The 18,943-nt window shown below is 63.5% G+C and carries 21 protein-coding genes and 2 riboswitches; of the genes, 2 read left to right on the top strand and 19 right to left on the bottom strand.

The genetic code is table 11. The annotated features are described in order from the left end of the window. Nucleotides 1–25: 25 nt before the first annotated feature. From ACWBU6_RS01650 to ACWBU6_RS01640, 3 genes are all read right to left on the bottom strand, one after another. Nucleotides 26–574, bottom strand: a complete 549-nt coding sequence (locus ACWBU6_RS01650; RefSeq protein ID WP_452647158.1) for a hypothetical protein — start codon at nt 572–574, stop codon at nt 26–28. Nucleotides 575–609: 35 nt separating this feature from the next. Continuing rightward, nucleotides 610–1,395: a hypothetical protein gene (locus tag ACWBU6_RS01645; protein WP_452647157.1), complete on the bottom strand. Its 786-nt coding sequence runs from the start codon at nt 1,393–1,395 to the stop codon at nt 610–612. 219 nt (nt 1,396–1,614) lie between these two features. Beyond that, nucleotides 1,615–2,280 (bottom strand): O-methyltransferase, encoded by a 666-nt coding sequence (locus ACWBU6_RS01640; protein ID WP_452647156.1) that lies wholly within the window; start codon nt 2,278–2,280, stop codon nt 1,615–1,617. A gap of 79 nt (nt 2,281–2,359) precedes the next feature. Between ACWBU6_RS01640 and ACWBU6_RS01635 the strand changes: the two genes are divergently transcribed. Then, nucleotides 2,360–3,037, top strand: coding sequence for a TetR family transcriptional regulator (locus ACWBU6_RS01635; protein ID WP_452647155.1), 678 nt, complete (start codon nt 2,360–2,362; stop codon nt 3,035–3,037). Here ACWBU6_RS01635 and ACWBU6_RS01630 read toward each other — a convergent pair. From ACWBU6_RS01630 to ACWBU6_RS01555, 16 genes are all read right to left on the bottom strand, one after another. Further along, nucleotides 2,986–5,031 carry a TonB-dependent receptor gene (locus tag ACWBU6_RS01630; RefSeq protein ID WP_452647154.1) on the bottom strand — a complete coding sequence of 682 codons (2,046 nt, stop codon included), beginning with the start codon at nt 5,029–5,031 and terminating at the stop codon, nt 2,986–2,988. The genes ACWBU6_RS01635 and ACWBU6_RS01630 overlap by 52 nt on opposite strands. A 74-nt stretch (nt 5,032–5,105) precedes the next feature. After that, nucleotides 5,106–5,332: riboswitch (cobalamin riboswitch) on the bottom strand. Between the two features lie 2 nt (nt 5,333–5,334). Continuing rightward, entirely contained in the window at nt 5,335–5,988 is a 654-nt protein-coding gene (gene bluB, locus ACWBU6_RS01625) for a 5,6-dimethylbenzimidazole synthase (protein ID WP_452647153.1), read from the bottom strand. An 8-nt stretch (nt 5,989–5,996) separates the two neighbouring features. Continuing rightward, on the bottom strand, nt 5,997–6,329 hold the full coding sequence (locus ACWBU6_RS01620; protein WP_452647152.1) for a (2Fe-2S) ferredoxin domain-containing protein: 333 nt from the start codon (nt 6,327–6,329) through the stop codon (nt 5,997–5,999). Next, entirely contained in the window at nt 6,326–7,327 is a 1,002-nt protein-coding gene (gene cobJ, locus ACWBU6_RS01615) for a precorrin-3B C(17)-methyltransferase (RefSeq protein ID WP_452647151.1), read from the bottom strand. The genes ACWBU6_RS01620 and cobJ overlap by 4 nt, the downstream gene beginning before the upstream one ends. Next, nucleotides 7,324–7,728 (bottom strand): cobalamin biosynthesis protein, encoded by a 405-nt coding sequence (locus ACWBU6_RS01610; RefSeq protein WP_452647150.1) that lies wholly within the window; start codon nt 7,726–7,728, stop codon nt 7,324–7,326. Before ACWBU6_RS01610 ends, cobJ begins: the two co-directional genes overlap by 4 nt. After that, nucleotides 7,725–8,489 (bottom strand): cobalamin biosynthesis central domain-containing protein, encoded by a 765-nt coding sequence (locus tag ACWBU6_RS01605; protein ID WP_452647149.1) that lies wholly within the window; start codon nt 8,487–8,489, stop codon nt 7,725–7,727. Before ACWBU6_RS01605 ends, ACWBU6_RS01610 begins: the two co-directional genes overlap by 4 nt. Further along, nucleotides 8,486–9,298: a precorrin-2 C(20)-methyltransferase gene (gene cobI / locus ACWBU6_RS01600; protein ID WP_452647148.1), complete on the bottom strand. Its 813-nt coding sequence runs from the start codon at nt 9,296–9,298 to the stop codon at nt 8,486–8,488. The genes ACWBU6_RS01605 and cobI overlap by 4 nt, the downstream gene beginning before the upstream one ends. Further along, nucleotides 9,274–10,590, bottom strand: coding sequence for a precorrin-6y C5,15-methyltransferase (decarboxylating) subunit CbiE (gene cbiE, locus ACWBU6_RS01595; protein ID WP_452647147.1), 1,317 nt, complete (start codon nt 10,588–10,590; stop codon nt 9,274–9,276). Before cbiE ends, cobI begins: the two co-directional genes overlap by 25 nt. 4 nt (nt 10,591–10,594) lie before the next feature. Next, complete coding sequence (locus ACWBU6_RS01590) at nt 10,595–11,806, bottom strand: cobalt-precorrin-5B (C(1))-methyltransferase (protein WP_452647146.1); 1,212 nt, start codon at nt 11,804–11,806, stop codon at nt 10,595–10,597. Continuing rightward, nucleotides 11,803–12,483 (bottom strand): precorrin-8X methylmutase, encoded by a 681-nt coding sequence (locus ACWBU6_RS01585; protein ID WP_452647145.1) that lies wholly within the window; start codon nt 12,481–12,483, stop codon nt 11,803–11,805. Before ACWBU6_RS01585 ends, ACWBU6_RS01590 begins: the two co-directional genes overlap by 4 nt. Beyond that, entirely contained in the window at nt 12,480–13,394 is a 915-nt protein-coding gene (locus ACWBU6_RS01580) for a sirohydrochlorin chelatase (RefSeq protein WP_452647144.1), read from the bottom strand. Before ACWBU6_RS01580 ends, ACWBU6_RS01585 begins: the two co-directional genes overlap by 4 nt. Further along, the gene (gene cobM, locus ACWBU6_RS01575; RefSeq protein ID WP_452647143.1) at nt 13,391–14,182 is read right to left on the bottom strand and encodes a precorrin-4 C(11)-methyltransferase; all 792 of its coding nucleotides are present in this window, start codon (nt 14,180–14,182) and stop codon (nt 13,391–13,393) included. Before cobM ends, ACWBU6_RS01580 begins: the two co-directional genes overlap by 4 nt. Further along, nucleotides 14,179–15,039: an energy-coupling factor ABC transporter ATP-binding protein gene (locus ACWBU6_RS01570; RefSeq protein WP_452647142.1), complete on the bottom strand. Its 861-nt coding sequence runs from the start codon at nt 15,037–15,039 to the stop codon at nt 14,179–14,181. The genes cobM and ACWBU6_RS01570 overlap by 4 nt, the downstream gene beginning before the upstream one ends. Continuing rightward, nucleotides 15,036–15,770 (bottom strand): cobalt ECF transporter T component CbiQ, encoded by a 735-nt coding sequence (gene cbiQ / locus ACWBU6_RS01565; RefSeq protein ID WP_452647141.1) that lies wholly within the window; start codon nt 15,768–15,770, stop codon nt 15,036–15,038. The genes ACWBU6_RS01570 and cbiQ overlap by 4 nt, the downstream gene beginning before the upstream one ends. Next, nucleotides 15,760–16,107 carry an energy-coupling factor ABC transporter substrate-binding protein gene (locus tag ACWBU6_RS01560; RefSeq protein WP_452647140.1) on the bottom strand — a complete coding sequence of 116 codons (348 nt, stop codon included), beginning with the start codon at nt 16,105–16,107 and terminating at the stop codon, nt 15,760–15,762. Before ACWBU6_RS01560 ends, cbiQ begins: the two co-directional genes overlap by 11 nt. Further along, nucleotides 16,104–16,784, bottom strand: a complete 681-nt coding sequence (locus ACWBU6_RS01555; RefSeq protein ID WP_452647139.1) for an energy-coupling factor ABC transporter permease — start codon at nt 16,782–16,784, stop codon at nt 16,104–16,106. The genes ACWBU6_RS01560 and ACWBU6_RS01555 overlap by 4 nt, the downstream gene beginning before the upstream one ends. A 124-nt stretch (nt 16,785–16,908) precedes the next feature. After that, nucleotides 16,909–17,112: riboswitch (cobalamin riboswitch) on the bottom strand. A 174-nt stretch (nt 17,113–17,286) separates the two neighbouring features. On the opposite strand from ACWBU6_RS01555, the gene ACWBU6_RS01550 reads away from it, so the two are divergent. Continuing rightward, nucleotides 17,287–18,933: a DUF1800 domain-containing protein gene (locus ACWBU6_RS01550; RefSeq protein ID WP_452647138.1), complete on the top strand. Its 1,647-nt coding sequence runs from the start codon at nt 17,287–17,289 to the stop codon at nt 18,931–18,933. The last annotated feature ends 10 nt before the right edge of the window (nt 18,934–18,943 follow it).

Below are 18,943 nucleotides of genomic sequence, written 5' to 3'. Positions count from 1 at the left end.
CCGCCGAAAGTATCAAACATCATGTTTACCATTGGGGCTCGATGCCGCCGCTGATACGCTCGCCTGTGCGCGACGACAAGACAAAAGGTTCCCATCCGTCCGGTGGGTCCCACTCTCCATCTCCTTCGATACCAGTTGAAGAGACCTTGTGGACGATGACGCCATCAATCCCAAGTTCCTCAGTCTTCCACAACAGCGTGCCATTATGATCGAATGCCAGTAGCTCAGATGCAGAACTCGCCAGAATAGAAAAATCGCTACCGGCATACTCGAGTTCCTCGGCGTCGAAGATATGACCAAAATACCCAGCCATTTTGTAGAGGGCCACGTGCTCCGTAGTGATGTCGACCACAAATAGACGCTCTCCGAAGCCGATAAACGCCTTGTTTCCCAGCATTCGAACATCTCGGAAACAGGTGTACTCGAAGGTCTCCGCCAAATCGATTCGTAGGAATTCTCTGCCACCGACCACGATTCCGACGCTGGCGGACACAGCGTCGCTAGAAACGGACGAGCCTACAAGAAGAGATTTTTCAAACGCTGGTACGTCGCCATCCAAGAACGAAATCTTCATCGCTAGCATATGAGTTCAGAGGCCGATAATGCGTTTCACTTTTCCCAAATCTTCCAGATCACTTTGAGTAGTGGAAGCTTCTGCGATTCGTTTTGCTTGGAGACATAACTAATGGCTGCAGCCTTTTCTGGCTTTTCCTGGCGGAGGGGCATGGCCGTATCGGTCATCTCATCGGAATCGGAGGGTTGCTCAACGGATGTTCCTCCTCGATGGGCATGCTGTACATAGTTGGGGTGTGGGGTGGGAAGGGATTCCGTGCATTGCTTGGAACATGAATTAACCAAAAGTGGGAGCACATCGGTACCCACCTTCAGACTGATCCACATTTGCCACGTCTTGTCATAGCTGATCTCGCAGCCGCAGACACTGCATTTGACCGTGTCGCCATGATAGCGGACCGGATTCCCCTTCAGCCAAGGGAAGTGGAGACGGTTTTTGTGATTGCCATACAGGACGCGGGTGCTGACGCGACTTTGCACTAGGCTCTTGCACCGTGTGAGTTCGTACGGAAACCACCGTAAGCCATACGAAGTGTAGACATCGAAGTGCGTCAACGCGGTCATTTCACCGATTTCCGGCGGAAGGCGTTTGAGCTTACTGCCGTAAAGATGAATTTTGGTCACGCGCTTCAATTTGCCGATCGATTCCGGGAGCGTGAAAATGCTGGCGTAATGTTCAGGGCCGAGTGCCTCTAGCGGTGAGAATTCCTCCGCCCCGCTCACCTCAAGTTCGTCGATATAGCGGCACAAAGCTTTCCAGGCATCCGTGGTCCGATCCTGGACATCGTTTTCGATAGGCGAGACATGTCGGTTAAATTTCATTGCTCTCGCCGTGCCTGATTCTGTTCGCAATTGCCTGGATGGGGCTAAGGCCGTCGGTGAAGGTCAAGTTGCCGTAGACTATTCGCAGTCAAACTTCAATATACCGAACCGATTAACATATGGGAAGACATATGCTCGATCGATCGTTCACACAACGAATAGTCGAAGGTTTTCAAACATTCACAGCCAGCTTGCTAAACAAGTCCGCTTGCTAACAGATCAGCTGCGCTTCATGCTCAATTCAACATCGCCGGGCAGCGAAAGGGACAGGTAGCCGCCATGCGGATCGCGCACGCGCGCGATGTACTCGGGGCAGTAATCGGCATTGTCAGCGATTATCAGGGCGCCGGGGCGCAGGCGGTGCTCCACCAGGCGCAAGATGTCGAAGTATAGCCCTTTGGCCCCATCCAGCAGCAGCATGTCGATCTGTTCCGGCAAACCGCTGCGCAGGGTTTCCAGCGCGTCGCCCTCGCGGATCTCGACCAGGTCCAACAAACCACCGGCCTCCAGATTGTCGCGGGCGCGCGCTACCTTGGATGACTCGAACTCCGTAGTGACCAGCAAACCGCCGCCGTTGTCGCGCAAGGCAGCTGCAAGGTGCAAGGTGGAAATGCCGAACGAAGTTCCAAACTCGACAATCGCGTTCGCCTTGGCGTTGCGGGCCAACATGTACAGCAGCAGGCCGGTCTCGCGCGACACCGGGATCGCAGCATCCTTCAAGTCAGCATAGATGTCGCGATAGCCGGTCTTGCTGCTCATGATGCGCACGCGTTCCTCCTCAGGAAGTGCACCGAAGGCGGCGATGGCCGGCACTCGCGTGTTCTCGGCTTCGTCAAACAGGCGCTGCAACAGGGGAGCGACGGGTGCGGATGTCAGGGTAATCATGGGTATTCCTTTCTTGTGTAAGAGCAGGAATAATATGAATAATCCTTCACATTTCATATTCGCGTTCCCAGTAGCCACCATGACCGATAACAAAAGCCTCCGTGTTTCCTCGCGAAGAAAGCCGAAACAGGCCCGCTCGAATGACCTCGTCAGCGCGATCCTGCAGGCAGCTATTCAGGTTTTGGCGAAAGAAGGGGCGCGCCGTTTCACGACGACGCGGGTGGCGGAGCGGGCTGGCGTGAGTGTGGGGTCTATTTACCAGTACTTCCCCAACAAGGCGTCCATCCTGTTCCGCCTACAAAGCGACGAGTGGAGGGAGACGTCGGCGATGCTGTGCGAAATCCTGCAAGATACTGGCAAGCCGCCATTGGAACGCTTGCGCGCATTGGTCCACGCTTTTGTGCGCTCGGAATGTGAGGAGGCCGCGGTTCGCACGGCCCTTGACGATGCGGCGCCGCTTTATCGCGACGCGCCGGAGGCGGCGGAAACCAGAGAAGCCGGTGAACAGATGTTCCGCACTTTCATTGACGAGGTGCTTCCCCATGCTACCGGCGTGGAGCGCGCATTGGCCAGCGACCTGGTGATGGATACGCTGAGCGCCGTCGGCCAGCAGTTCTCGCAGAAACCGCGGACCGACGACGAGATCACGGCTTACGCCGGCGCCCTGGCCGATATGCTGTGCGCCTATCTTGCCGGGCTGGTCGCTCAGAATACGGCGCGCAGGGTCAAGCGCAGCGTGCGCGGTTCGCCGGGATGAAAGTGGATGTCGGACACCCCTTCAGCCGGTTCGCCTGCCAGCCGGGAAGGGTAGTAGTAATCGACATCGCTGGCCTTGCGGTCAAACAGGTTGAATACGTCGGCTGTCAATTGCCAGCGGCGGTCGAAGCGGTAGGTGGTCCGCAAGTAGGCGAGCGCCGTGCTGGACGAGCGAACGCTGTTATCTTCCACCAATGGCCGTGGCCCGAAATAGCGCAACTGGAACGCACCGGACCAGGGCCCGACGTCATTCAGGGTGGCGCCGAACGAGGCGACCTTCTCCACTGCGCCCGGGACGCGGTCTCCCGCCGGGTCGAATTCGGTATAGCGCGCGCGGGAATACGCCAGGTCGAAGTCCAGCAGCAGATGTTTGGTCGCTGCATAGTGGTTGTTCCATTCGATACCGGAACGCTTGCTGGCACGGCTCGGCGCTGTGTCGCCCGCATCGCCGGAGAACACCAGTTCGGAGCCGGAGCGCAGCCGCCACAACGCGATCGAACTTTGCAGGCCGGGCACGATCTCGCTGCGAGCGCCCAGTTCCGCGCCGCGCGTTTTCACCAGTGGCGTGACGGGATCCACAGGCTCGCGTTCGCGCGGCGATAAACGGGCAGTGGTGCCGCGCGCATCGTTGCTATGGAAACCTTCGCCGTAGTTCACGAAGAACTCTGTCTTGTTCCATGGGCCCAGCACCAGGGAGAGCTTGGGCGACGCGATATTGTCGTTCACTTTGCCGGAATTTTCCGCGATGGAGCTGGCGACGTCGAAGCGGTAGCGGTCATAGCGCACGCCGGCGATGGAGCGCAGCCATGGCGTCCACTGGATGGTGTTCTGGAACCATGCCGCCACACTCGCTTCGGTCACACGCGACTCGGCAATCGGATGCAGCACGCGCTGCTGCGTCGTCGCATACAAGCCCAGCGGCGCGATGCGGTCAAAGCGGCCCTGCACACCGATGCTGTTCTCCATCGAGCGTTGGCCAAGTTGTCCGAACCATGTGTGGGAAAGGCCGAAACCAGTCATCTTGCGGCGTTCAGTCTGCAGGAACTGGTCGCCATTGACCGGATCGTCGAGGAAGTAAGTGACGTCGTTGTACAGTGAAAGGTCGTTGCGCACCACGTAGGCATTCGCTTCGGTCAGGTTGTCGCCAGCGCGCTTGCGCCACTCGGTGGAAAGGCTGTAGCGCGCGGTACGGCCGCCGTCGCTGGGGTTGGCGGCGCCGAATTCGTCAAGCCGGCCGTCCTGCACTGCCCGCAGCGGAATTTGGCTGGTTGCGTGCCAGCCTGCCTTGTATGCCATGCCGGTTATGCTGAAACGGTTGGCGCTGGTACCGGAGCTGTAGCGCAGCACGCCAATCGCCTTGTGGAAAGCTTCCGGCATCTGCCAGGGACCATCGTTGTGGCCCAAATCCAGTGCATACAGCAGGTTGCCATTACCCACTTCAGTGGAACTGGCGGCCACGCCGCGGCGGTAGGCATGCGCGCCGGCGGTCAGCGACGCAAAACCTTCATTCAGCTTATCCGCCAGGCCCATATGCGCTGCCCCGGCAGATGCGAAATCGCCTTCGTCCGCGTAATAGGGACCCTTGCGGTAGCGGATCCTGTTCACCAACTCGGGAATCAGGAAGTTCAGGTCCGTATAGCCCTGGCCATGGCCATGCGTGCGCATATTGACCGGCATGCTGTCGACAAAGGTGGCGAAGTCCGTGCCGTGGTCCAGGTTGAAGCCGCGCAGGTAGTACTGGTTCGCCTTGCCGTCGCCGCTATGCTGCGTAACGATCATGCCTGGAACGAATTCCAGGATCTCGCCGGGCCGCAATGCTGGCCGGTTGGCGATCAATGCTGCAGTGATGGTTCCTTCGCTCGCCGCGTCGGAGGTGCGAATGCCGTTGTCGTAATGGTGGCCAACAACGTACACCCTTGCTGGTGTTTCCTGCTCTTGTGCCTGCGCGACAGCGCACAACGCCCCCGCGATCACGGGGATCAATTTTCTAGTCATGTTGGATGATTGAATCGGCAATCCCGCCCACCTCCCCGTGAGCGCGACCGAACAGCGCGCGCATCGTTGCCGATGCGCGCACCACCTGTCTGGCCGGTATCCGGGCTGGCAAGGCGGACCGTCTTGCCTTCCCATGCTTGCGCACAGTGGCGTTGGAGACGACCTGTCGTTGAAGAACGACGCTTGCTTACCGTTGCGGGGGCAGCACACCCTGGCCTGCCGGCTGAAGCAGCGCGGCCATGTGTTTCCCGTTTAACTGCGCACTTGAACGCGCGCGAGGCACCAAACGGCGGCGATTATACGCTATGCGCTGTTGTTATCCTGCCACCTGTCGGTATAAACCAGGTCGGCCAGTTTGCCGCGCGTCGCCCATCCTTCCAGCTCCAGCATGGGCTTGGGATAGAAGCCGGCGACGTGGCCCAGGCAGATGATGGCTACCGGCTTGCCGCCTTCCGGAATGCCCAGCAAGGCGGCAAGCTTTGCCGGGTCGAACAGCGATACCCAGCCCATGCCCAGGCCTTCTGCGCGGGCGGCCAGCCACATGTTCTGGATGGCGCAGGCCACCGATGCCAGGTCCATCTCCGGCAGCGTGCGGCGGCCGAAGATGTGCTTTTCGCGCTGGTCCATCAGGGCGGCCACCAGCACTTCGCCGCACTCGCGGATACCCTCGACTTTCAGGCGCATGAACTCTTCATTGCGATCGCCGAGGGCGGCGCCGGTAGCCTGGCGTTCTGCGTCGACCAGTTTGTACATCTGCTCGCGCAGTTCCGTGCTCTGGATGCGGATGAAGCGCCACGGCTGCATCAGGCCAACGCTGGGCGCCTGGTGGGCGGCGGCCAGCAGGCGCATGAGAACTTCTTCATCAACCGCACCCTGCACGAAATGGCGCACGTCGCGCCGTTCGGCGATCACGCGATAAACGGCATCAATCGCTGCCTGGTCAAAACTGCTTTGCACTTCTTCTCTCACTGTTGATGGAACACGATCTCCTCAACTGCCTGTCCATTGCACAGGTGCTGGTCGATGATACGGTCCATATTCTCGGGAGTGACATTGTAGTACCAGGTGCCGTCGGGCTGGACGCAGACGATCGGGCCGCCCTTGCAGGCGGCGAAGCAGCTTACCCGGCTGCGCTTCACGCGTAGGTCGCCCTCGTTCAGGCCCGCAGCCTTGAACTTGTCGCCAAGGCTATCGAACAGGATTTGCGACTGGCCATCTGCGGTGCAGCGCGGGCCGGTGCAGACCAGCAGGTGGCGGTGGTAGGCGCCGATCTTAGGTTTTACCGGGGTATCGCTCATGCCTCGCTCCCTTCCGTTTCGTTGCTTGTTTCGGTCTCCCATGGTTCGTCTAGGGTGGCCTGAATGTAGTCAGCCGGCAAGCGGTACTGCGCTGCCAGCATGTCGATGCTGGCGCCGGCTTCGCGCTCGGCACGCAGGGTATCCAGCCATCCCAGCAAGCCGGTCGACAGCGAACGGCCTGCACGTTCGCCGTCACGGGTCGCCCCGCCCTCCTCCATATCGTATTTGTTCGCGTAGCCGCGCGGGGTCACCATCAGGCCGTTGCGCACGAAGGTATTGCTGTTGCCGATCAGGACGGTGCTGAGCATGCCGATATCGGCATCGGCCATGGAGTCGAGCGTGGTGAACACGATATTCTCGCGGCGGCGATAGGCGCTCTTGACGATGGCGACCGGCGTGTCGGGGCGGCGATGGCGAAGGAACAGGCGCTGGGCCTCGAGGATCTGGCGCGTGCGGCGGCCGCTTTTCGGGTTGTACAAGGCCACCACAAAGTCCGCCATCGCTACCGCATCCAGGCGGCGCGCTATGGTCGGCCAGGGCGTCAGCAGGTCGGAGAGCGAAATTGCGCAGAAGTCATGCGTCAGCGGCGCGCCGACCAGGGCGGCGCAGCTATTCAGGGCCGATGCGCCGGGAATGATTTCCACGTGCACGGGGTCTTCCGGCGTCCAGCCGGATTGGAACAGCACCTCGTAGGTTGGGCCCGCCATGCCGTACACGCCGGCGTCGCCGGAGGAGATCAGCGCTACTTTCTTGCCCGCGCGCGCCGCTTCCAGCGCGCTGACGGCGCGATCGAGCTCCTCGGTCATCGATTTGCGGATGATCTCCTTGCCTTCAATGAGGTCGGCCACCAGCTTGATATAGGTGACGTAGCCGATTACCACGTCGGCTTCGGCGATGGCCTCTCGGGCGCGCTGCGTCATGTGGTCCACGCTGCCGGGACCGATCCCGACCAGCATGATCTTGCCCGCGGCGGCAGGTTGTTCTAATGGAGCGTTCATGGGTTCTTCCTTGCGATCGAGACGGTGACATTGCGGTTGTCGGCGCCCCGGAGTTTGAATTTTTCGACTACTAGTGCGGCCATTGGCGTGCCTGGCCCGGCAGCGAGCAGCGCGGCCGCTTCGCTTACCGAAGGCGTGCCGGTATAGCGGCGCACCGTTTCGGAGGGATTGGGGACCGGAACGGCGGCCAACTGCTCCGGCGGATAAAAATGCAACGGCCAGCCGGCTTCCTGCGCGAAGGCGAGCAATGCCGCTTCATCGCGCTTCAGGGTAATGCTGGCGGCAGTAATCACCTGTCCAGGCAGGGCGCCGGCTTCGCGCAGCGCAGCCGCCACGGCGTCACGAACCGTTTGCAGCATGGCGCCCCGGTCGCAGCCCAGGCCGACAGTGAAGGTGCTCACGCTTTCCCTTCCAGCGGCGGCCGGTATACAACCAGGCGTTCGCGCAACGCGTTCCAGCGCTCCTCGGGTACTTCGGCATGCGTTACCCACAACAATGCTGTGTAGCGCTCCAGAAGCACGTCGTCGAAGCGTTGGAAGAAGTGGATGTTGTCCGGCAGCGGCGTGGGACGGGTCCACCAGTCCGGGCTCCCCGCTTCCTGCACGAAGGCGATCGGCTCGCCGTTTACCACGTGGGCCGAGACCCGAGTGATGTTGATCTTCGGCGCTTCCACGCGCCAGCCAAGGTGGCGGCCAAGGATATCGACGGGAATCGTGCGGCCGACGTCCGAAGCGGTAGTCAGCACTGGCGCCGCACCCAGCAGGTCAGCCACGCGCTCGCTCCATTCATTGGCGCCGCCGACGTGGCCGGATAGCACCGGGATGACGTACTGGCCGGCGTCGTCCACCACAATCACGCCGGGATCTTCGTCCTTGCTGCGCAGGTGTGGTGCGATCAGGCGCACCACGGCGCCCAGCGATACGAAGAAGACAATCTGGTCGTAGCCTTCAAACAGCGGCCCGATCTCGTCGCGCAGGGCGCCGTCGTAGGCGCGCACCTTGTTCGGCGCACCGGCAAACTGCGCTGCGAACTTGGCGGACGTGCAGATGTCTGCGCCGGGCAAGTCTGCGGCCAGCCGCACGGCCTGCGCCGCGCCATGTTTCGTGATGGCTACCAGGCAAAGGCGCGGGGCGGCCGTATCGACAATTGTTAAGCTGCTCATGCAGTCTCCAGGGAGGTTGGTTGCGGGCCGGCCTTTTTGAGGCAGCCCTTGATTCGTTCGCCGCGAACGCGATGCGGGTGTTTGAGGATCAGCAGCGAGAGGTAACTGACTCTGGTGCCGCGCAAGGCAAGGATTTCGCTGGCGCTGAAGCGGCGCTCGTCCGGTGCGCCGACCCGTTCGATGAAGTGGGCGCCGGCCAGCAAGCCTTTATGCTCAAGCCAGTCGATCAGCTCATCGAGCAGGGGCTTCACCTTCATCAGCACCAGGGTGTCGAAATCCGGCAGGAGGCGGTCGATGGCGCTTACGCCATAGGCGGCAGGAATGATGGCGACAGTGTCGTCCTGTTCCGCGAAGGGTACCGGCACCTCGGCGCAGGCAGCGGTAAAGGCATTCACGCCGGCGATGATCTCGACGGGTACTTCTTCGTCCAGCGTGCGCACGGTGCGCGCCAGGTGGCCGAAGGTGGCGTAGGTGCTGGCGTCGCCTTCGACCAGGAACAACACGTCGCGCCCGGCGCGCAGCCAGGGCAGTACGGTTTGGGCGGCTTTCAGCCAGGCGCGTGCGAGCTTTTCGCCGTCGTGCGTCATGGGGAACAGCAGCAGTTCATGCCCGGCTGGCGGTTGCAGGCCGGCGCGCAGCGCGATATCCAGCGCGTAGCTTGGCGTCTTGCCGCTGCGTGCTGGGTAGACCCAGATCGCGTCGCGCCGCTGCAGCGCTTCCCAGGCGGCGCGCGTGATCAGGCCGGGATCGCCGGGACCGAGGGAGATTCCCCACAAGGTGCCGCTCATGCCGGCCCTCCCACGCGGCATGCGCAGACAATCCACACCGGATTCTCCGCCGCCATGCGGTGCATGTGCAGGATCGGCTTGCTGCGGGCGGCCTGCAATTGCAGGACGTCCCAGCTCACGCCTTCGCCCTCCAGCGCTTGAAGCGCCGCAGTGGCGGTGGCGAGGTTCTCCAGCGTCACGAAATTCATCACCAGCGTGCCGTTCGCGCGCAGGCGCCGCAGCACGCCGGCAATCAAGCCGGCCAGTTCGCCGCCCGAGCCGCCGATGAAGACCGCGTCCGGATCTGGCCAGGCATCCAGCCCTTCGGGTGCTTTGGCGTGGTACAGGCTGTAGTTGGCAAGGCCGAATTCTGCGTGGTTGCGGCCCGCGATGGCGCAGTCTTCCTCGTTCTTCTCAATGGCAAAAACATGGCCCTGCGGGCACAGGCGTGCCGCTTCCAGACCCACCGAGCCGGACCCGGCGCCGATATCCCACACTACGCTGTCGGCCCGCAATTGCAGCCGCGCCAGGCTGACGGCGCGCACCTCCTGCTTGGTGATCAGCCCCTTCTCCGGCTGCCGCTGCGTGAACTCGGCGTCGGCCAAGCCAAAGCGCACAGGTCGCGGCATTGGCGTCACGCGCCACAGCAGCGCCACATTGAGTGCGGCGAACCGCATGCCGGCAGCTTCGCGTGGACTGAGCTCGGCCAGCACGCGTTCTTCCGGCTGCAGCAGGTTTTCCGCCACGGCCATGTGGAAATCGTCGCCCAGCCCCTCCGCCATCAGCAGCCGGGCGATGCGGTCAGGACTGTTGTCAGGGCTGGTCAGCACCAGCAGGCGCGAATGCTGGCGCAGCGCCTGGGCCAGCGCGTACAGGCCGTGACCTGGCGTGCTGCCGCGCGACCATTCGCCGGCGTCGCGCGCATGCACCGATATGATGCGCGCATCCTGCCAGGCCAGGCCGATACGGGCGCAAGCGAGTTGCAACGTCGACAGGTTGGGCAGGATATCCAGCGCCTGCACGCACAGGTGTTGCGCGAGATAAGGTGCGATGCCGTGGCACAACGGGTCGCCGGTCGCCAGTACCACGCAGCACAGGTTATCGGCCCGTGCAGCCCGCACCCATTCCGGCACGTCTTTCAGCCGCGCGGTCAGGTCGTGGCAGATGGCGCCGGGCTTGAACTCGGCTTTCAGCAATGCGAGCGTGCGGGCGCCGCCGATCACGACGTCGGCATTGCGCAGCCAGGCCAGCGCGGTTGCATTCAGGCTGGCCGCGCCGTCATCCAGCACACCGATCACATGACAGGGATTGGGATCAGTTATACAGTTGTTCATTGGTTCATTCGGGAATTGGTTCGGGGTCGACGTCGAGAATGTGGTCAATACCGATGCGCCGTGCGTCGACAGGCCGCTCTTGCGGTACTGCGGGTGCGGACCAAACGTCGGCGACCTGGTTGCCGCTGAAGTCGCACACCAGCACGCGCAGCTGGAAGGCACGGCCATAGCGCTCGGGTGCGGTCAGGGTATCGATGGCGGCTTGCGCCAGCGCGTGGTGGAATGCGTCGCCCAGACCGCGTTCGACCATCAACTCAGCGCCAAAGCGTGCGGTTTCCGCAGCGGCGATGGCAGCGCAGTCTTCGGGGGCGGCACCGATACGGCGCGCAATCTCCGCCACCAGGTCGGTGTCGACTTCGCTGCGGTTGGCATGGGTGATGGTTTCGCCCTGCGCGATCTTGGTCAGCTTGCCGACCATGACGGCCAGCACCACGAGCCCGATGCGCTGCGAAGCTGCTTCATCCAGCGCATAGCGCAGGAAGTCGCCCATCTGGACGAAACAGGCCGACGGCAGCTCGGGGCGCTCGGCGCGCAGCGCGGCAATGGCAAAGGTTTCCGTGCGGCCGCCGGTAGTCAGAGCTACCACCTCGTGGCCCGTGGTCGCAGCGACCTGCACACCCTGGACCACACTGGCGCGCCAGGCCGCCGTCGAATACGGCCTGACGATGCCAGTGGTGCCGAGGATGCTGATGCCACCCAGGATGCCCAGGCGCGCATTGGTGGTCTTGCGTGCCATGACTTGCCCATCCGGCACGCTGATGGTGACCTCGATCCCGTGCTCTTGCAGCAGGCCGGGCGCGGCTTCGCGCAGGTTGTCGGCGATATTGCGGCGCGGTACCGGGTTGATCGCCGGTCCGCCTACCTCCAGCCCAAGGCCCGGCATGGTCACGGTGCCGACGCCGTCGCCAGCCACATACAGTACGTTGCCGGCCTGTCCCGGCAACAGGCGCAGGTCGACTGTCAGGTGTGCGCCATCAGTGCAATCCGGATCGTCTCCGGCGAACTTGACAACCACGGCGTGGGCCGACTGCGCGTCGCAACGCCTGTCATGGACGGCAAAACGCACCCGGCTGCCGTTGGGCAGCAGGCTATCGATCTCTTCCGGAACCTGCCCTGTGGCCAGGCCGAGCACCGCAGCGCGCGCAGCGGCGGCAGCACAGGCGCCGGTCGTAAAGCCGGTGCGCGTGCCCCGTTCGGCCGCAGCTTTTTCCTTCATGCCTGCCCTGCTTTCTGCCTGGCCTCCGCCAGTGCCAGCAGCGCGTGCAGGGCCGCGACGACCAGCGTCGAGCCGCCTTTGCGGCCACGAATGACGATCCATGGCACCTCGGCCACCTCCGCCATCAGGTCCTTGGATTCGGCGGCGGAGACAAAACCGACCGGCATGCCGACCACCAGTGCAGGGCGCACACCCTCTTCGCGGATAAGGCGAACCAGCTCGATCAGCGCTGTGGGCGCATTGCCGATGCCGACGATCGCTCCTTCCAGCAGGCCCAGCCGGTGCGCCTTGCGCATGGCTTGCACGGCGCGCGTGCTGTCTTGCGCCTTGGCGGCATCGATGACGTCCGGATCGCTGATGAACTGGTGCGTCTTCATGCCAAAGTGCGCCAGACGCGGTTGCGACAGGCCGGAACAGATCATTTCGACGTCGGCCACCACGAGGGTCCCGCCTGCCAGCATGGCGGCGATGCCGGCCCGCACAGCGGCCGGGTGAAAGTCGGTCAGGCCGTTGAAATCGAAATCGGCATTCGCGTGGATCATGCGCCGCACGATCGGCCACTGCGATTCGGTATAGGTGTGCACGCCCACTTCGGCATCGATGATGGCGAAGCTGTCATGCTCGATCGCTTGGCCGGCGCGGGTAAGTTGTTCGGTAACGGTATTGACGGTGCTCATGCCGGCTGCGCCTCCGCGTGCGCCGGCGCATGGTCGTGCGTGTGCGAATGGGAGTGCCCGTGGCCCAGGTCGTGCGCGATCTCGCGGTAGCTGCAGCCATCGCAAGGCAGGCGGCTGTCGGGTGCGCCTGCGCGCAAGTCTTCCACGCGCTGGTCCATCAACTCGAAGATTTCGGCCTCGAAGCCGAAATGCTCGCTGCAGGCAAAGCGCACCTGGGGGTACTGGCTGCGCAGGTGATCGACCTGGCGGTGGATGCGTTGCATCAGCGTGCCGGTGTACAGGTAGTAGGGCAGCACCACCACCTGCCGCATGCCCAGCGTCACCTGGCGCTGTACCACCTTCTCCAGGCGCGGCCAGGTGATGCCGGTAAAAGCGAGATCCACCAGTTCGTGGTCGCCTTCCTCCAGCAGCCAGCGCGCCATCTTGGCCATCTCGCCGTTGGCGCCGCGGTCGGAGGAACCGCGCCCCAGCAGCACCACGCCGGTTGTGGTCGGATCTGGCATGTCCAGCATGCCCATTGCCTTGCGCAGGCGCCGCTTGAGGATGGCCAGCACCGGATCGCAGGCAGTCAGGTGCGGCGCCAGCAGGAATTCCGTCTGCGGGCAGGCGATGCGCGCGCCTTCGAGCGCCTCCGGAATTTCCATCTTGACGTGGCCGGCAGCGTTCAGGATCAGCGGCACGACCAGCACGCGGCGCGAACTGGCGGCCACTGCCTGCAAGCTGGCGTTCAGCTCGGGCGGCGCGAACTCGATGAAGCACAGCTCGATACGCCAGCCTGGACGGCGGGCGCGCCACATGTCGACGAATTCACGGATCTCCTGGTTGCCGGACTCCTCGCGGGAGCCATGGCCGACGACGAGGATGGTATCGCTCGCTGCTGCAATCGCTGGCATCATGATGGATTGGTTCATGCGCTGGCCTTTCTGAATCGGTGGGTAAAAGTTGGGTCGTACAATTTGGAGCGCACCAGGGTTTCCCAGTGCAGGGCGCCCAGCGTCGGGCTGGCGACGATCATGGCCTGGCTGGCTACGCCGGCTTCGCGGCAGCGGTGTTTGATGTCGGCCAGCGTCCCGCGCAGGATCTTTTCCTCGCCCGGCCAACTGGCCTTGTGCACCACCAGCATTGGTGCGTCTTCCGGCCAGCCGGCTGCACGCAGCGCCGTTTCGACCTTGTACATCAGGGTGATCGACAGGAAGATGCATAAGGTGGTGCGGTGTGCAGCCAGGCTGGCCAGGTCCTCCCCTTCCGGCATGGGTGTGCGGCCCTCAACACGGGTGAAAATCACGCTTTGTGTCACCTCGGGCAGGGTCATGGATTCGCCGGCCGCAGCCATCGATGCCATGGCCGACGAAACGCCTGGTACCACGGCCCATTCAATGCCTTCGGCGCTGAGCGGGCGCGCCATCTCGATCAGGGCGCCGTACAGGCCGGGGTCGCCGGTCTGCAGCCGCACCACTGTGGCGTGGACGCGCGTCTGTTCGATCAGCCATGCCGTCATCTCTTCCAGCGTCATGTCCTTCGAGTCGCGGATGACGCAGCCTGGCGGCGCGTACAGTGTCGCGGCGCGGTCGACCAGCGAACCGGCAAACAGCACGGCGCCGGCTCGCGCGAGCAGCTTTTGTCCTTTTACTGTGATCAGTTCGGGATCGCCGGGACCGGCGCCGATAAACCAGACTTTGCCTGCAGGGCCGGTTGTCATGTCTGTAGTTCTCCTGTTTGTTCGTGGACTGGCTGCGCAGCGAGTGCCGCCAGGACGGCGTCAACGCTGCGCAGGGCCGGGCCGGCGGCAAGCAGGCCGTGCTTTGCCAGTTCGGCATGCAATGCCATTGCCTGCGGCAGGCGCTGGCCTGCGGCGCGTAACGCTTCACGCTGCAAAGCCAGCTGCTGCACTGGAGCAGAGGCGGTGCAGCGGCCTGTCGCCATCAAGTGAATCTCGTCGGCCCAGCGATAGGCGAAGTCGACGTCATGGGTGGACAGCACGATCGTGACGCCGCGTGCTGCCAGGCGGTTGAGCAATGCTTCAAGTTCGGCCTGCGTAGGCGCGTCCAGGCCCGCCATCGGTTCGTCCAGCAGCAGGACTTCCGGCTCCATGGCCAGGACGCCGGCGATGCAGGCGCGCTTCTTCTGGCCGAAGCTCAGGTGGTGCACGGGCCGGCGGCCGAAGCCTGCCAGCCCCACCGCATCGAGCGCCGCGGCCACGCGTGCGCGTACCGTGGCATCGTCGAGTCCGAGATTGAGCGGCCCGAATGCCACGTCTTCTTCGACCAGCGCACAGACCAGCTGGCGGTCCGGGTTCTGGAACACCAGGCCGACACGGCTTCGCAAGGCGTTCAAACCAGGACGGCTGTAGTCATAGGGCTGGCCGTGCCAGCGCAGGTTGCCGGCGGTCGGGCGCAGCAAGCCGTTCAAATGCAGGAGCAGCGTCGTTTTGCCGGCGCCATTGGCACCGAGCAGCGCGTGGCGGCCCCGCCGCAGCGTCAGGTTGCAGCCGCGCAGGCCGGAATTGCCGTCGGCGAACGCATGCTCCACTGCTTCCAGTCCTATCAAGGGAGTCATAGCCTGTCCCGCAAGGAAAATGCCAGCAGCAGCGCGCTCGCAACCAGCGACAGTGCGACATGGCGCCGTGCATGAGGGAAGGACGCAGGCAGGAAACGCAGGCCGCCCTGGAAGGCGCGTGCATCGGCTGCCATTTGCAGTGCCGTTGCACGCTGCCATACCTGCAATGCCACCTGTCCGGCCAGCAAGCCTGTCGACCGCCAGCGCTGGAGCAAGCCACGATGCCCGAGGCGCGCCGCCTGCGCAGTGCCGGCTTCACTCCATGCCTGGCGCAGGACGAACAGCATGCGGTAGCACAGCGCCATCAGGTCCAGCAGCAACGCGGGCATACGCAGACGCCGCATCAACGACAGCAAGTCTGGCAGTGGCGTAGCCAGCACCAGTCCGAGTACCGCAGCCAGTGTGGCGAGCGAGCGCAGTGCAATGTGCGCGACAGCCGGCAGCAGTTCCGGCGCCCAGCGCCAGCCGCCGCCGGCAGCAGGTGTGAACAACATCGTCAAACAGGACAATAGAAGGAAGCCGAGCGGAGCTGCCGCCACGGCAAAATAGCTGCGCACCGGCACGCGCGCGCCGGCAAGTGTGGCGAGCGTCGACAGCAGCGCGAGCACGGCCAGCGTGCCCGGGCTAAGGGCGATCAGGGCGGCAGCCACCCCCGCCAGCGCGAACAGCGCCTTGGCGGCCGGCGTGACGCCCTGCCAGCGGCAGGCGTAGGCCGCGCCATCAATTCGCATCAGTATCCCGCCCCGACGCTGGGTGCGCGCGCCGGCGCTCGCGCTCCCGCGCAACCGACATGCCGAGCCAGAAACCGATTACGCCCGCCCCTGCCGCCGCCTGAAGCGCAAACAGCAGCGACGCGATCTCGCCGCTCGGAGGTTCGAACGGCGGCGCAAACCAAGGCTGGTAGGCGGGTGCGATCGTGCTGATTGCCTGCTGCGCGCGCGCGTCCGCGCCGGCGAATGCTTCTTGCGCCGCGGCCCCCGGCTCCGCCGGCGGCACGGCAGCAAGCCACAGCGGCAACACCGTCAACAGGACGATGGTCCCCCACAGCAAGGCGGTACTCGCCTTCATGCCGCTTTTCCTTTCGCCAGCGCCATCACCGGGAGCGTGCGCAGCTCATGCGCATTGAAGCGCGCCATTGCATTCACCACCAGCACGGACAGCAAGCCCTCGCTGATAGCGATCGGCAGTTGCGTCAGGCCGAAGATGCCGGCGAACTTGGCGAACGAAGCGCCGATGCCGCCGACCGGATCGGGAAAGGCCCAGGCCAATTGGGCCGATGTTGTCAGGTAGGTCGCCAGGTCACCAATGCAGGCAGCCATGAACACTGCCATGGAACGCGACAGGCCCAAGGCGGCCGCCGTGCGAAACACGCCATAGCAAACGAACGGCCCAACGACCGCCATGGAAAACACATTGGCGCCGAGCGTCGTCACGCCGCCGTGCGCCAGCAGCAAGGCCTGGAACAGCAGCACGATGAAGCCCACCGGTACCATCGCAGCCGGCCCAAACAGCAGCGCGCCCAGTCCTACGCCGGTGGGATGCGAGCAGCTTCCCGTCACGGACGGCAGCTTCAGCGCCGACAGCAGGAAAGCAAAGGCCGCAGCCACGCCCAGCAGCATGCGCCGTTCCGGATGCAGCCGCAGGTCCCGCGACATGTTGCGCAAGCCCCAGGCCAGGAACGGAATGGAGACGGCTGCCCAGCCCAACGCATGCGCCGGGGGCAGGAAACCTTCCATGATGTGCATTCGAAACCTCCCGTCGAATGGTCAATGGGAGCACTTTCAGGGGAGAGCAAAAAAGACGGTCGACAAGGCGGGCGGACAAGACGCAGGAAGCCGGTCGACAGCGGCTTCCCTTCACCCCGGAGAATAGTGCTGGCAGTATCGGGCCGGTATTCTGGCTCGCCTTCATCCTCGTTCGGGCCTTCCCGCGCAAGCGCAGTGGCGTGTTTCCGAAGTCGTCAGGCTTACAGCAGCGGGGGCTGCACCGGAATGGCTGCATATGGCAGCGTCACCGGTTTCCCGTTTAACGCGCATCCAGGACAGGACGCGCGCACCCAATTGCCGAATAGTACATTAAAGAACTTGGCGGTGGCAAACCGCACCGTCCTAATAACTTTTATAAAAAAAGTCGCTCCTGACTAGCTTCCGCAGGGTTGAAGAAATCAGACAATCCCGGCGCACGATAGGTTTTACCCAAGCATTTCTCGCTATACTGCTCCCTCCAGGAAATTTCCAAGGGGCAACAATGGACGACACAATCGAACAGAACGAGAGCCTGCCAAAGCTCCCGGCGGCGCTCGCTGCGGCGGCGCTGCTGACCGCCTGCGGCGGCGGTGGCGGAGGCAGTGAAAGCGACGGCGGCAGCACTTCCCCGGTACCGCAGACCTTGGGCGAATCGATTGCCAGCGCCCAGGCCGCGCGCTTCCTCGCCCAGGCGTCGATGGGCGCAACGCGTGAACAGATGGCCAAGGTGCAGGCTGTCGGCTACAGCAAGTGGCTGGACGAGCAAATGGCAATGCCGGCATCGCAATCACGCTGGGACTGGCTGATGGCCAAGGGCTTCAACGCCATCGAGAACAAGAACAACCAGGCCGGTATCGACGCAGCGCTCTGGTTCAAGCTGCTGAAGTCCCCCGATACCCTGCGCCAGCGCGTGACGCTGGCCCTGTCCGAAATCGTTGTCGCTTCGCTGGACGGCTTTACCGGAGCCTGGCGCGCCTTCACCGGCGCCGCCTACATGGACCTCCTCGAGGCCAACGCCTTCGGCAATTACCGAACCTTGCTGCAGCAGGTCACACTGTCGACCGCCATGGGCGAGTACCTGACCTATCGCGGCAACGCCAAGGCCAATCCGAAGACCGGCTCCATGCCGGACGAGAATTACGCGCGCGAGATCCTGCAGCTCTTCACCATCGGCCTGGTGAAACTGAACCCGGACGGCACGGCAACCGAGCAGGAAACCTACACCCAGGCCGACATTTCCGGCCTGGCCCGCGTTTTCACCGGCTGGGACTCGGATCTCGCCGGCGGCACCAACGATACGCCGGACTACCGCAAGCGGCCGATGGTCCAGGTCGGAAGCAAATACGAGCCCGGCGAAAAAATCTTCCTCGGCACCACCATCGCCAGCGGCGTCGACGCCGCGACGGCCCTGAACAAGGCGCTCGACGCGATTTTCGCGCACCCTAACGTGGCGCCATTCGTTTCGAAGCAACTGATCCAGCGCCTGGTCACCAGCAACCCCGCACCAGCCTATGTGGCGCGCGTGGCCGCCGTCTTCGACAACAACGGCAGCGGCGTCAAAGGCGACCTGAAAGCAGTGATCAAGGCGATCCTGCTGGACCCGGAAGCACGTTCCGCATCGAGCCTGACCTCGTCCAGTTTCGGCAAGGTGCGCGAACCGATCCTGCGCTTTAGCGCCTGGGCGCGCGCTTACAGTGTTACTTCGCCAAGCGATGCCTGGGCCATCGGCAACACCAGCGAACCTGCGTTCCGCCTGGGGCAAAGCCCGCTGCGCTCGCCGAGCGTGTTCAACTTCTTCCGTCCCGGCTACGTGCCGCCGGCGCTGGGCGTGGTCGCGCCGGAGTTCCAGATCGTGAACGAAACCAGTGTGGTCGGCTATGCCAACTACATGCAAACCGCTATCAGCAAAGGCATCGGCGACGTGAAGGCCGACTATTCGACGCTGCTCCCCCTGGCCGACAACGTACCGGCGCTGATCGACGAGATCAACCTGGTTCTGGCGGCCGGCCAACTGGGTGTGGACACCGTCGCCCTGATCCGCAACGCCGTCACCGGCATGGCGACCGGCACTGACGCAGCGCGCGCCAACCGCGTGTACGCAGCGCTCACGCTGGTGATGGCATCCCCTGAATTCATTGTGCAGAAATAAAGGCTCCCAC

This window comes from Pseudoduganella sp. HUAS MS19 (assembly GCF_053615455.1).
Note: the sequence above shows the minus strand (reverse complement) of the source record. Positions and strands in the feature narration are given on the sequence as shown.

What these genes read in the sequence shown, in the direction of transcription:
- ACWBU6_RS01555 (WP_452647139.1), bottom strand. Translation starts at nt 16,784, where the DNA reads ATGCACATCATGGAAGGTTTCCTGCCCCCGGCGCATGCGTTGGGCTGG.
- ACWBU6_RS01605 (WP_452647149.1), bottom strand. Translation starts at nt 8,489, where the DNA reads ATGAGCAGCTTAACAATTGTCGATACGGCCGCCCCGCGCCTTTGCCTG.
- ACWBU6_RS01585 (WP_452647145.1), bottom strand. Translation starts at nt 12,483, where the DNA reads ATGAGCACCGTCAATACCGTTACCGAACAACTTACCCGCGCCGGCCAA.
- cbiQ (WP_452647141.1), bottom strand. Translation starts at nt 15,770, where the DNA reads ATGCGAATTGATGGCGCGGCCTACGCCTGCCGCTGGCAGGGCGTCACG.
- cobJ (WP_452647151.1), bottom strand. Translation starts at nt 7,327, where the DNA reads ATGAACGCTCCATTAGAACAACCTGCCGCCGCGGGCAAGATCATGCTG.
- ACWBU6_RS01650 (WP_452647158.1), bottom strand. Translation starts at nt 574, where the DNA reads ATGAAGATTTCGTTCTTGGATGGCGACGTACCAGCGTTTGAAAAATCT.
- cobI (WP_452647148.1), bottom strand. Translation starts at nt 9,298, where the DNA reads ATGCCGCGTGGGAGGGCCGGCATGAGCGGCACCTTGTGGGGAATCTCC.
- ACWBU6_RS01570 (WP_452647142.1), bottom strand. Translation starts at nt 15,039, where the DNA reads ATGACTCCCTTGATAGGACTGGAAGCAGTGGAGCATGCGTTCGCCGAC.
- ACWBU6_RS01635 (WP_452647155.1), top strand. Translation starts at nt 2,360, where the DNA reads ATGACCGATAACAAAAGCCTCCGTGTTTCCTCGCGAAGAAAGCCGAAA.
- cobM (WP_452647143.1), bottom strand. Translation starts at nt 14,182, where the DNA reads ATGACAACCGGCCCTGCAGGCAAAGTCTGGTTTATCGGCGCCGGTCCC.
- ACWBU6_RS01580 (WP_452647144.1), bottom strand. Translation starts at nt 13,394, where the DNA reads ATGAACCAATCCATCATGATGCCAGCGATTGCAGCAGCGAGCGATACC.
- ACWBU6_RS01645 (WP_452647157.1), bottom strand. Translation starts at nt 1,395, where the DNA reads ATGAAATTTAACCGACATGTCTCGCCTATCGAAAACGATGTCCAGGAT.
- ACWBU6_RS01560 (WP_452647140.1), bottom strand. Translation starts at nt 16,107, where the DNA reads ATGAAGGCGAGTACCGCCTTGCTGTGGGGGACCATCGTCCTGTTGACG.
- ACWBU6_RS01620 (WP_452647152.1), bottom strand. Translation starts at nt 6,329, where the DNA reads ATGAGCGATACCCCGGTAAAACCTAAGATCGGCGCCTACCACCGCCAC.
- ACWBU6_RS01640 (WP_452647156.1), bottom strand. Translation starts at nt 2,280, where the DNA reads ATGATTACCCTGACATCCGCACCCGTCGCTCCCCTGTTGCAGCGCCTG.
- ACWBU6_RS01550 (WP_452647138.1), top strand. Translation starts at nt 17,287, where the DNA reads ATGGACGACACAATCGAACAGAACGAGAGCCTGCCAAAGCTCCCGGCG.
- cbiE (WP_452647147.1), bottom strand. Translation starts at nt 10,590, where the DNA reads ATGAACAACTGTATAACTGATCCCAATCCCTGTCATGTGATCGGTGTG.
- ACWBU6_RS01590 (WP_452647146.1), bottom strand. Translation starts at nt 11,806, where the DNA reads ATGAAGGAAAAAGCTGCGGCCGAACGGGGCACGCGCACCGGCTTTACG.
- ACWBU6_RS01630 (WP_452647154.1), bottom strand. Translation starts at nt 5,031, where the DNA reads ATGACTAGAAAATTGATCCCCGTGATCGCGGGGGCGTTGTGCGCTGTC.